This window comes from Pseudomonas sp. M30-35, assembly GCF_002163625.1.
GTDB lineage: Bacteria > Pseudomonadota > Gammaproteobacteria > Pseudomonadales > Pseudomonadaceae > Aquipseudomonas.
The window spans coordinates 1,873,852-1,886,325 of record NZ_CP020892.1 but is presented as its reverse complement, the minus strand read 5'-3'; the positions used below and the strand labels follow the sequence as shown (position 1 = coordinate 1,886,325).

At 48.3% G+C, this 12,474-nt stretch carries 11 protein-coding genes; 5 read left to right on the top strand and 6 right to left on the bottom strand.

The genetic code is table 11. From position 1 onward, the window contains the following. Positions 1-47: 47 nt before the first annotated feature. The 5 genes from rfbB to B9K09_RS08780 all read left to right on the top strand — a co-directional run bounded on the left by rfbB (position 48) and on the right by B9K09_RS08780 (position 4,673). Entirely contained in the window at positions 48-1,106 is a 1,059-nt protein-coding gene (gene rfbB, locus B9K09_RS08800; RefSeq protein WP_087516452.1) for a dTDP-glucose 4,6-dehydratase, read from the top strand. A gap of 71 nt (positions 1,107-1,177) precedes the next feature. Beyond that, a complete protein-coding gene (gene rfbA / locus B9K09_RS08795; protein WP_087516451.1) occupies positions 1,178-2,056 on the top strand; it encodes a glucose-1-phosphate thymidylyltransferase RfbA in 879 nt (292 codons plus the stop codon). Then, entirely contained in the window at positions 2,053-2,595 is a 543-nt protein-coding gene (rfbC, locus tag B9K09_RS08790; protein WP_087516450.1) for a dTDP-4-dehydrorhamnose 3,5-epimerase, read from the top strand. The genes rfbA and rfbC overlap by 4 nt, the downstream gene beginning before the upstream one ends. A 2-nt stretch (positions 2,596-2,597) precedes the next feature. Next, positions 2,598-3,470 carry a dTDP-4-dehydrorhamnose reductase gene (gene rfbD, locus B9K09_RS08785; protein ID WP_087516449.1) on the top strand — a complete coding sequence of 291 codons (873 nt, stop codon included), beginning with the start codon at positions 2,598-2,600 and terminating at the stop codon, positions 3,468-3,470. A gap of 264 nt (positions 3,471-3,734) precedes the next feature. Beyond that, on the top strand, positions 3,735-4,673 hold the full coding sequence (locus tag B9K09_RS08780) for an SIS domain-containing protein (RefSeq protein WP_087516448.1): 939 nt from the start codon (positions 3,735-3,737) through the stop codon (positions 4,671-4,673). A gap of 1,060 nt (positions 4,674-5,733) precedes the next feature. On the opposite strand, the gene B9K09_RS08775 is transcribed toward B9K09_RS08780, so the two are convergent. From B9K09_RS08775 to B9K09_RS08750, 6 genes are all read right to left on the bottom strand, one after another. Next, positions 5,734-6,540 (bottom strand): SDR family oxidoreductase, encoded by an 807-nt coding sequence (locus tag B9K09_RS08775; RefSeq protein ID WP_087516447.1) that lies wholly within the window; start codon positions 6,538-6,540, stop codon positions 5,734-5,736. 120 nt (positions 6,541-6,660) lie between these two features. After that, on the bottom strand, positions 6,661-8,658 hold the full coding sequence (locus B9K09_RS08770) for a nucleoside-diphosphate sugar epimerase/dehydratase (protein ID WP_087516446.1): 1,998 nt from the start codon (positions 8,656-8,658) through the stop codon (positions 6,661-6,663). Between the two features lie 330 nt (positions 8,659-8,988). Continuing rightward, on the bottom strand, positions 8,989-9,549 hold the full coding sequence (locus tag B9K09_RS08765; RefSeq protein WP_087516445.1) for a sugar transferase: 561 nt from the start codon (positions 9,547-9,549) through the stop codon (positions 8,989-8,991). A 163-nt stretch (positions 9,550-9,712) separates the two neighbouring features. Next, positions 9,713-10,690 (bottom strand): SDR family oxidoreductase, encoded by a 978-nt coding sequence (locus B9K09_RS08760; protein ID WP_087516444.1) that lies wholly within the window; start codon positions 10,688-10,690, stop codon positions 9,713-9,715. Positions 10,691-10,790: 100 nt separating this feature from the next. After that, on the bottom strand, positions 10,791-11,834 hold the full coding sequence (locus B9K09_RS08755; RefSeq protein WP_087516443.1) for a hypothetical protein: 1,044 nt from the start codon (positions 11,832-11,834) through the stop codon (positions 10,791-10,793). Positions 11,835-11,895: 61 nt separating this feature from the next. After that, the gene (locus B9K09_RS08750) at positions 11,896-12,474 is read right to left on the bottom strand and encodes a serine O-acetyltransferase (protein WP_218191988.1); all 579 of its coding nucleotides are present in this window, start codon (positions 12,472-12,474) and stop codon (positions 11,896-11,898) included.

Here is a 12,474-nt window from a genome sequence, read left to right as displayed (position 1 = left end):
ACTTAGATCAAAGCACTTTGGAAAGTAGCTTTAGCGGAGAAGCATTAATGCGGATTATTGTAACCGGCGGCGCGGGATTTATTGGCTCTGCTGTAGTTCGTCACCTGATTGAGAACACGCAGTGCATCGTCGCCAACCTCGATAAGCTGACTTATGCAGGCAACCTCGAATCGCTTGCCAAGGCCAAGGACTCATCACGCTACAGCTTTTACCAGGTTGATATCTGCGACAGCGCAGCATTGGACGCCGTATTTGCTGAGTTCAAACCCAGCGCAGTGATGCATCTCGCAGCAGAGTCACATGTTGACCGCTCGATTGATGGACCCGCCGAGTTTATCCAAACCAATATTGTGGGCACCTATAACCTGCTGGAAGCCACGCGCCGTTACTGGAATGCGCTGCCTGATGATGAAAAGCAAGATTTCCGTTTTCATCACATCTCCACAGATGAAGTGTACGGCGACCTTGAAGGCACTGACGACCTATTCACCGAAACCACGTCCTATGCGCCGAGCTCGCCTTATTCCGCGTCAAAAGCCAGTTCCGACCACTTGGTCCGCGCCTGGCAGCGCACTTACGGCTTACCGGTGCTGCTGACCAATTGCTCGAATAACTACGGCCCTTACCACTTCCCAGAAAAGCTGATCCCCCACGTAATTCTTAATGCATTGGCGGGCAAGCCCTTGCCGGTTTACGGCGATGGCTCGCAAATACGTGACTGGTTATATGTTGAAGACCATGCCCGCGCCTTGGTTGACGTGGTGAGCAAAGGCGCTGTAGGCGAGACTTACAACATTGGTGGCCACAATGAGAAGCGTAACCTGGAGGTTGTGGAAACCATTTGTGAGCTGCTCGATGAACTGGTGCCACAAGCGTCAGCCCAGAGCTACAAGACACTGATCAAATTCGTTAAAGACCGCCCGGGGCATGACCTGCGTTATGCCATTGATGCCTCAAAAATCGAGCGCGAATTAGGCTGGACACCGCAGGAGTCTTTCGACAGCGGCCTGCGTAAAACTGTGCGCTGGTACCTCGATAATCAGGACTGGTGGCAACGTGTGCTATCCGGCGATTATCGGCTTGGTCGGCTCGGTGCTGATAACTAAATTATGTTGCGGGGAACGCGATCCCAAAGCCCCGCTTTAGCAAACAATACCGTTTCATACAGGACGTTTTTATGAAAGGCATCATCCTCGCTGGTGGCTCCGGCACACGCCTACACCCAATTACTCGTGGTGTGTCTAAACAGCTTTTGCCGGTATATGACAAGCCGATGATTTACTACCCGCTGTCGGTGCTGATGCTCGCCGGCATTCGGGAAGTACTGATCATCTCGACGCCTGAGGACTTACCGCAGTTTCGTAAACTGCTCGGCAATGGCGAAGAGTTTGGTATTGAACTCAGCTACGCCGAACAGCCCTCCCCAGATGGCCTTGCGCAGGCATTTATCATTGGTGAAAGCTTCATCGGCGACAGTAATGTCTGCCTGATTCTCGGCGACAATATTTTTTACGGCTATGGCTTTAGCGCAATGCTTAAAGAGGCCGCGAGCAGGACCGACGGCGCCACTGTATTTGGCTACCATGTCAGCGATCCAGAGCGATTCGGCGTTGTCGAGTTTGACCACAAAGGCAAGGCCATCTCAATCGAAGAGAAACCGTCCGAGCCAAAGTCCAACTACGCAGTAACTGGCCTGTATTTCTACGACAACTCAGTGGTAGAAATCGCCAAAAACGTCAAACCCTCCGCACGTGGCGAGCTTGAGATCACCGATGTCAATAACGCCTATCTACAGCGCGGAGACTTGCACGTCAGCATGTTTGGCCGTGGTTTCGCATGGTTGGACACCGGCACCCATGACTCGCTCATGGAAGCCAGCCAGTTTGTGCATACCATCGAAATGCGCCAGGGGCTAAAAGTCGCTTGCCTTGAAGAGATCGCCTACGGCCAAGGCTGGCTATCAGCCGAGCAGTTATCTGCCCAAGCCCAAGCACTGAGCAAGACGGGTTACGGCCAATACCTAAGTCGCCTGCTTGAACAGGAGAAACCTCAGTGAAGGTTATAGAAACAGCGTTGCCCGGCGTATTGATCTTTGAGCCGAAAGTGTTTGGCGATCATCGTGGCTTCTTCCTCGAAAGTTTTCAGACAGAGCGCTACCGTGAAGCCGGGATCGACCTGCCCTTTGTCCAGGACAATCACTCGCGCTCGCAGCGTGGCGTCCTGCGTGGCCTGCATTTTCAACGCACGCGCCCGCAAGGCAAGCTGGTCAGCGTCAGCCGCGGCTCGGTGTATGACGTGGCAGTCGATATTAACCCTGACTCGCCAACCTGCGGTCAATACGTTGGCGTTGAATTGAACGACGAAAACCACCGTCAACTTTGGGTGCCACCAGGCTATGCCCACGGCTTTTGTGTGTTGAGCGAGGTTGCGGACTTCCAATACAAGTGTACCGACCTGTACTTCCCAGAAGATGAAGGCGGCCTGATCTGGAATGACCCCGAGGTCAATATCCCCTGGCCTATCGAGCAGCCCCTGCTCTCCGGTAAAGACCAACTCAACCCGACTCTGCAACAACTCATCGAGCAAAAGGGCTAAGCATGCGTGTTTTGATCACCGGCGCCCACGGCCAAGTGGGCCATGAGCTTGTTCGCCTTGCACCTGCAGGCTTTACCGCCATAGGGCTGGGCTCGACTGAGCTTGATATCAGTAACCCAGATCAAGTCGTCAGCAAACTTGGCGAGCTCCAGCCGCAGTTGATCATTAATGCTGCGGCCTACACTGCAGTAGACAAGGCTGAAAGTGATAGCGAACGCGCTTATGCAGTCAATGCCAAAGGTGCCGAGAATCTAGCCACAGTAGCCGCCAAACTTGGTGTCCCGCTATTACATATATCTACCGACTATGTATTCAGCGGCGATGCCAACAGCCCGTATAAAGAAACAGACCCAACCACCCCTACAGGCGTATACGGCGCTAGCAAGCTGGCCGGTGAACAGGCTGTGGCCAACCACTGTGCGCAACACATAATCATGCGCACAAGCTGGGTGTTTGGCGCCCATGGCAATAACTTTGTTAAAACCATGCTGCGCTTGGCGCAAACCCGCGATGAGTTGGGTGTTGTGGCCGACCAGCATGGCTGCCCAACATCGGCTGCCAGCATTGCCAAAGCGCTTTGGGCACTGGCCAGCCAGTACCGTGATCGTGGCAGCTTGAACTGGGGCATTTATCACTTCAGCAACACGCCAGCGACCACATGGCATGGCTTCGCGGAAGAGATATTCCAGCAAGCCGTAGCGTTTGAGCAACTAGCGAAAGCGCCGAAGGTTAATCCAATCAATACGGTCAATTACCCAACACCTGCACGCCGCCCGGCCTGGTCAGTAATGGATTGCAGCTTGATTGAAGAAAAGCTGAACATTGCGCAGAGCGACTGGCGTGAAGAATTATCTGAAGTGCTCAAAGAGCTCTAAATTCTTTGTTAGGCACAAGTGATTCGCTTATAACTGATGTTGTGCTCGAATCCCATGTGCCTTCATCTGAAACAGGGGCCGTCAAAGCCTATGGACGGCCGAGTAGTCTTGGTCGAGTTGGATATGCCTGCTGCCCTATGCTTTTCGCTTGTCTAAAAAGATACCGAGTGAATTATTACTCAAATAATTAATAGTTTCGTAATAACTATTAGCTTGATAAAGTCCCGCATTTTCTAAACGTGCACAATAAGTTATATAACCTCTATGAATCATTTAATTATTGCCAAAGCAGCATTAACAGCACAGTCGCAAGCGATTGCTCAACTGGCTGAACGCCTCGACCAAGATTTCCAACACGCCGTTGAGCTTATTCGTTCATGCAAAGGACGAGCAGTAGTCTGTGGCATGGGTAAGTCCGGACTGATTGGTCAAAAAATGGTAGCTACTTTTGCCTCTACCGGCACTCCAAGCTTTTTCTTGCACCCAGCTGAAGCGTTCCATGGAGACTTGGGAATGCTTAAGGCAAGCGACGTGCTCATCCTAATTAGCTACAGCGGTGAGACTGAAGAAGTTGTAAAGCTCATTCCCAGCCTTAAGTCATTTGGTAATCCAATTATCGCAATGACTAGTAGCAATACGTCTACATTAGCCAAGCACGCGGATGTATGGCTCGATGTTTCGGTGGAGCGCGAGGTATGTCCAAACAACTTAGCACCTACTACCTCAACTCTCGCTACTATGGCCATGGGAGATGCCCTTGCAGTAGCGTTAATCAAAGCTATAGGGTTTAAACCAATGGACTTCGCTCGCTACCACCCAGGCGGTAGTCTAGGACGTAAGTTGCTGACACGCGTGCGCGACGTTATGCATTCGCCTGCACCGCAGGTTAGGCCCGACACTCCGTTTCACGACTGCTTATTAGTCATGACTAAGAGCCGCCTAGGTCTTGCATTGGTATTAGAGCCTCAGGGTAAACTGATTGGTATCGTGACCGATGGAGATCTGCGTCGTTCGCTACTTGAAAACCCGAGTGTGTTAAATGAAACAGTAGCCAATGTAATGACTGCCACCCCGCACACCATTCGCTCTGATGCCCGGCTCGCAGAGGCTGAGGCCTACATGCTCAACAACAAAATCCGTGCATTGGCCGTTCTCGACGAAAACAATTCGGCCGTAGTGGGGGTAGTTGAGATTTTCGACTGAGCAGCCAGGCTGCCCTAGTCCTACAGTGGCCAAGCTACCCTTAGCACGCTAAAGAAAGCTATGTGCAAGTGCCCATCGTATTGAATAACCTCACGAATGAAAGTTTTGCGTGAGGTCTCTATCGCTATCGCGACGGCTGTATACTTTTTCGAAGCAGTGCTGCAGTAATAATTCGTAGACGTATTTGATCGTCAGGAGCATTGCTAGGACGCTCGGGCTAGCGATGCTTTTCTCAATCAATTAAACAGTCTTGTCCGCTGTAACCGGTGCAGTCCAGTAATCATGGCAAGAGTATTTTTTGCACACATATTTGATCACGGGGATTTGCATTGGTGCGACTTCAAACTGCTCTCTAACTTTCTCACCAAGGCTGCATTTACGGCAACAGCAGATGCCGATCAAGATCAGGCAGTTCTTAAGTGATTTCAATACGGGCAGGATCAGCGGGCAAGTCTTGCGCTTACCTCGCCGTATAGTCAGGACGACGACAGCTTCGTCAACACGTTAAACCATGCTTACAGACTCGTTGAGCAAAGACATTTGCGAGGCGTAGGATCGTCTTCGGGGTTAGGCTTGTGCCCAAAAGGTACTGACGCAAAAGTGCGTATTCTCCAAGATCAAAAACCTTACCTTTATCTGACTCGAACGTGCTCAGAATTTGTTCAAGTAGTTGCTTGAGCAAAACATAGTTCCCAAAAAGGTATTTAATTATAGGAAATCATGCTCTGGATTATACCGAGCATGGCGACGAATTAAGGCATCAAAACTTGGTACCGATGGTTACGCCACAAATCAAAACAGCCCAAGAAACAGTCTCGCTTGAACGGTGAGCACAACGGCTTTAACCGAACAATTAGAGGATGTTGTCAAGCACTCAGACTCCAGGCTTTTAGCAAAAGGCAAAAACAACTACGTGCATAATGCAGAACTTTCACTCAGTTTCGAGGCTTGCTGGAAGAACGAAAGGCGCTGGCGCCGGAAAGGAACCGGGAGCACAGCGCGAGCTTCAGGTGGCTACTTTGAACCGCAGTTTATGGAGCACTTACCTTAAGTTAAAATTCTAAGCTGGTTTTTTGGCACGCATTTTCTCAGCCATGCTGCTCATCTCATCGTAGAGCAGCTGTGGGTTCTTTTGCTTTACCGCCCACGCCATACGCCCCTGCTCATGCGGCAAAATCATAAACTTACCTTCAGCAACCTGCTGAAAGATATAGTCTGCAATCTCGGCAGCGTTTATCGGTGAACTCTCAAGTAGCTTGCCGACCTGAGCCTTCATCGCAGGCGTTGGCCCACGGAATGAATCAAGCAAATTGGTTTGGAAGAACGATGGGCAGACTACATGCACACCGATCTCCTGAGCTTTGAGTTCGATTAGCAAGCTCTCGGACAATGCAACAACACCGGCTTTAGCCACGTTATAATTGCTCATTGCCGGGCCCTGCATCAGTGCCGCCATTGACGCAATGTTGATGATCTTGCCCTTGCTGCGTTCAAGCAACGGCAAGAAGGCCTTACAACCTTTCACCACACCCATCAGGTTGATTGCAATCTGCCAATCCCAGTCCTCAAGCGACAACTCGCTAAAGAAGCCTCCAGAGGCGACGCCAGCATTATTGACGATGACATCAATACCGCCGAACTTGGCATCACAGGCTTGGGCAAAGGCAGTTAACTGGCTGTAGTCACGAACATCACAACGTTGATAAAAGCCATCACCGCCAGCCTCACGAACCAGGCGAAGGGTTTCAACAAGACTGGCTTCGTTGACATCAGAGAGCGCCAACTGGCTACCTTCACGCGCCCAACGTAATGCTATTTCGCGGCCTAAGCCGGAGCCTGCGCCAGTAATCATGATGCGATTTTGCATACAGAGGTCGCCTTGTAGTGCTGTGGTTAATGGTAGGCAGTGTAACCAAGGAAATAATCCTACCCACGTACCATTAGCCTCCTGAATGTTCAGGGCAAACTACAGCAACTCAATAGCGCATCAAGGCTCCAGCCGACGCTGCTGATGAATCCAATCAACGATCTCGCCATCGGGTTTATAGCCGCTGACAGTTTCGCGCAGCAGTTGACGGACACGGCCGTAATCATCAGTCGAAACTGAGCTGACCAACTCAGCGAGTACTTTCCTGAAATCATCCCATGCAAGATGTTCTTCGCTGGCACGCATGATCATCGGATGTTCAGTCGGGCTCACATTGTCGCCAATCAACAGCTCTTCATAGAGCTTCTCGCCGGGACGCAACCCGGTATATTGAATGGTGATATCACCGTGCGGATTTTTTTCTGAACGAATACTTAGGCCGCTCAGGTGAACCATTTTTTCCGCAAGATCAACGATCTTGACCGGGTGGCCCATATCCAGAACAAACACATCACCGCCCAAGCCCATCGCTCCGGCTTGGATAACCAACTGTGCGGCTTCAGGAATGGTCATAAAATAGCGAGTAATATTGGGATGGGTAACAGTAATCGGCCCACCATGCTTAATTTGCTCATGAAAGCGTGGGATAACAGACCCTGACGAGCCCAGCACATTGCCAAAACGAACCATGGTGAAGCGAGTTTTGTTGACGTGATGAACCGTATCGTTATCACCAAACAGGATTGGAGCAGACTCCTGACTCAATGCCTGCAAAACCATCTCGGCAAGACGCTTGGTACTGCCCATGACATTAGTTGGCCGCACAGCTTTGTCAGTTGAAATTAAAACGAAATGCTCAACACCAGCTTTAAGCGCAGCCTGGGCGGTATTAACCGAGCCAATAACGTTATTAAGCACACCTTCAGCAATATTGTGCTCAACCATGGGCACATGCTTATAGGCTGCAGCGTGATAAACAGTATTCACTTTCCAAGTACGCATCACATCAAGCAAGCGCCCTGGATTACGGATCGAGCCTAGAATCGGAACCAGTTTTAAAGGCAACGACTCGCGCACAGCGCGTTGCTCAAGCTCAGCATGGATGCTGTATAGGTTGAACTCACTGTGTTCGAACAAAATCAGCGTGGTTGGGCCAGTAGCGATAATTTGTCGACATAGCTCAGAACCAATCGAGCCCCCTGCCCCCGTGACCATAACCACCTGGCCGCGAATACAGCGCTCAAACAGCGGCTTGCGAGGAGGCACAGCGTCACGACCAAGGAGGTCTGCAATATCAACCTCCTGCACATCATCGACCTTAACGCGCCCGCTAGCCAAATCCATAAACCCCGGGATGCTGCGAACATGCAGCGGGAAGCCCTCAAGGTGCTCAAGTATTTCACGACGCTTAACTCGCGTGGCCGAAGGAATCGCCAAGAGAATCTCTTGCGCCCCCGTCTCATCAATCATCTGTTGAATGTGCTTAGGCTTATAGACCTTGAGGCCAGCGATCACCCTGGTGGCGATGTCACTGTCATCATCAATAAAGGCCACAGGACGCATCACACGGCCCATACGCAACGCAGCCACGAGCTGATTACCCGCAGCACCTGCGCCGTAAATAGCTACCTTAGGCAGGTTTTCATGTTTATTGAAGAACGGTACTTGTTGCGAAGCAACATACCAATCGCCCATAAAATACTGGCGCATACCCAAACGCAAGCCGCCAATCATGACAAGGCTCAGCCACCAGTAATTGAATACAACAGAGCGAGGCACCACTACGGGAGATGCTTGATACCAATAGACCGCTAATGCGAGCAGAAGCGAGGAAACACTGATCGCTTTGAAGATAGTGATCAGCGCATCATTACCGAAATAGCGCATAACCGCACGGTACATGCCGGCCCGGGTAAAAACCGGGATGGCTATCAACGGAGCAGTTATAAACAGCCATACATGGCCACCGACAGGGTTGACAGGGTTTTCGATACCCAACCTGACAGCAAAGGCTAACCAAAGAGCCCCCCAGACAAGGCAGATATCAACGGCAAGCTGTAATAAGCGCTTATAGCGTCTAGGTAACTTAATCAGGCCATTACGTATTTTTCCCGCCATTCCCAATACGATACTCCCTCAATACTCAGATCAAAATTAAACAACAAATCACAGTACCAATATTAAGACATAATCATCCGTAGTAGCGAGCTCCTTGCGAAAATGTGAGGCTTTGTCGCCGCAAAACGACAGCATAGAGATTGGATATGGCGTAGCTAAGCCGTTTGCCCCCTCGGGGAACGAAAACTATCACTTCAGTTACAGCCTGAATACTATACTGTGAAGCCTACTCAGGAGCTCAAAGAGCAATCTATCTATGAACTCTGAACGAGAAACCCTACGCTAAAAACCACAGACAGAGATTAATCGCGAACGGGTATCGCACAATTTTCAATGCGTAACGCCATCCCGACGTACTACTTTAACGAAAGTCAGCCAGAGAATACGAATATCAAACGACAGCGACTGCCTTTGTAAATACTCCACATCCAGTTTGACTTTGTCCGGAATTGGCAACTCATCGCGCCCATTCACCTGCGCCCAACCGGTCAGCCCTGGTAGTAGATGCTGCACACCACTAGACGTGCGCAGCGCAATCAAATCATCTTGATTGAACAATGCAGGGCGCGGCCCAACAAAACTCATATCGCCTTTCAGAATGCTCCAGAGTTGCGGTAACTCATCGAGGCTTGATTTACGCAAAAAAGAACCAATGGGCGTCAAGTGGGCGTTCGGGTCTTGCAAAAGATGTGTAGCAACGGCAGGCGTGCCAACACGCATACTGCGGAACTTCGGCATGCGAAAAATAGTATTGCATTTGCCCACACGATCAGACCAATACAGCACCGGCCCTTTCGACGTGAGACAAACAGCAAGGGCTACAAATAGAATAGGAATAAAAAGCACAACTGCAGCACTTAAGCCCAGAAATAAATCAAATAAACGTTTCATCAGTAATACTCAATTTAATCGACCCACTGAATTTAATAAAACTCGAACCACTGCGTTAACCCCAAGAAACGGAGAAAAACAAAAATCAATTATACAACACAAACAAACTCGCAATAATATAAACACGTAGCAGAATAGATTTATGCACAGCGCACACCCGAGCCTACTTTTTGTCCATACCATTTTGCTCGGCAAGATAGTGCTTAGCCGTACGCCGAAACGCTTCATCAACACTGACGGGGGGCACCCAGCCCAATAACCTATGGGTCTTACTGATATCCACCTGCAAGGAACCACATAAGCGCTGAGCTAATGCTCGTTTATTCAGCACTAAAGCTCCAGCCTGTAACATCCAACTTGGCACAGGTAATAAACGTACCGATTTGCCTAAAGCCATACCCATTTTGGCTAACATCTCTGACGTAGAAAGGTCCACGCCATCGCTAACCAAGAAGGTTTCATTCGCCGCAGAAGGGTGATCGATACAAGTCACGATCAGATCAACCAAGTTATCTAAAGCAACTAGGCTGCGCTTGTTATAGAGAGCACCAAAAGGTAGAGGAACCCCCTTATTTAGCCAGTCCATCATGCTCAAGAAATTAGCCTTAACACCAGGCCCATACACCAGAACAGGACGAATAATCACCACTTCCATACTAGTCTGCGCTGCTAAGGCCTGTAACGCCTGCTCTGCCTCGAATTTAGAAACGCCATAGGGGTCAACCGGAGCTGGTTCATCATCGGCCTGATACGAGGATCCTAGCTTTGTACCTTCGCCATTAACCTTGACCGAACTAATAAAGATAAACCGCTTGACCCCAGCCGCAACAGCTTGACGCGCTAAGTTCAATGTACCTTCTACATTAACTTTACGAAACTCAGCAAGTGGGTCAGTAGAATGATCTCTCATGACGTGAACACGGGCCGCGCAATGGATGACTACATGAGTACCATCAATAATTTCGCTCCAATCGGCGGTTCCATCAATTGTAGGAATCAATTTGACTAAAGTGGACTGAAGTGGACCTGGGAAGGGATTCCGAAGCGCAAGAACCAAATCATCCATGCTAAATTCAGATAAATGTTTATAAACGCCATAGCCCACAAAACCAGACGCCCCAGTCAAAAGAATTTTACGCACTTACAACACCACCTCAGATTAGCAATCTAAAAATAATAATGAGGATAAAACAGCCGCACGATGAAAACACGAAAATTCATGTGGAAATTGTGCTAAAAATTTAGTATTTATCATCGAGAATATTGTTCGAAATCAAATACCTCTCCCCAAGCCCCATAATTTCTACTAACTGATCAACAAAACGGCCAATAGACAAATAGTAATCTGCGGAAGCACTGATTGGTCCGCCTTCTAGCCTCTTGAGTTCAGCATAGTCAATGTTCTTAATTTCATCAAAAACTAAAACACGTGACGCTAGCTCGACCGGCAACTCATCAGCACCCTGATTGCTAGTAACCAAACAACTACCAGCTCTAAGGACCTCAAAAGTACGCGCAGTAAGACCGCGCTGACCACTGTGCGGTATATCTAATACATACTTAGACTCAGCAAAAAGTTTTGCAACATCAGACTTAGAAAACCCTTTATCTGAAACTTTAAAAAATGAACGTAAATTTACGGGACGGAATAAACAAGTCACCGCAAAAAGCCATTTAGAGTGAAAAAACAACCACTCTTCGAAGGTCAACCCCATTGAAACACAAAACTTACGAAGTTCGTTTACAAAATACCCTCGATTGGAATGAAGAGTACCACAAAAAGAAAAATCAAACTTTCGGCAATTCGCAGGTAGACGTGCGGAGGCGAATACATCTTCCGCAAACAAAGGAATATAACTCATACCATATTTAGCACAATCTCTAGGTTCAAAACTTCCCTTACCAGAAACCAAACTAATAAATTTTAGAAAGCCACTTTTGTTTTGCGAACTGTCCCACATATAGATGTGTACTTTCATACCATTCTGAACCAGAGATGCGACAAAAGGCTCATCAACAACCTCAACATCAACTAACAAAACGTCAGTGTATGCACCTGCAATTAACCTAGAAATCAATGCATCAAAATATTCATTCTTCTTATTTGAGAAGAGAAAACTTAAACCTAACCGGTAACTAATCTTGCTGAAAATAGTGTTTGAATGTCGCTCGTCAAAATAATCAGACTTAAGCCCACGACGAACAAACTCATCTCTTATCGACTGCACATAAGAAAAAAAACTTGGCCCAATCAATGCAACCTTCACCTCACCAACCTCAACCATATAAACATCCACTATTTTTTGACTGATTCGAACAACATGAAAAACACGAAAAGAATCGATATTATTTAACACTGACACTGTCGAGAGTTTTAAAACTTACCACCTTTGCAGGCACTCCTGCGACGACCGAATTATCAGGCGCATTAACAAGTAAAACTGAATTAGCGGCCACACTCACGTTATTGCCCAGCGTCAGGCCCCCAAGCACCTTAGCACCTGCACCAATCATCACATTATGACCTACGCACGGACGATGCAATTCATCATAAGTAAAATCAAGGTCCTTAGCTCCCAAGGTCACACCTTGATAAATGACTGCATTATTACCAATGGATACAGCCCCGATTACCGTACCATGAGTATGCGGAAAAAATAACCCTGGACCAATTTTACATACAGTTGCTATTTCGATACCAAATAGCAAAAAATTTATAAGGGAAAAAAAACGCGCAATCGTAGCAAACCCTGAGACTTGAGATTTGTATGAAAGCCTATATAGCAGTACTGGTAAAAATCGCGGAGAAAGAATTCCAATCCAAAACTTAAACCCAGAGGAATGCGACTTAACTCCTAGCAACTTGTTTTGTTGCACTATATCTAGAGCTAAAGTCTGTCTTAACTTAATCTTATCTATACTCAT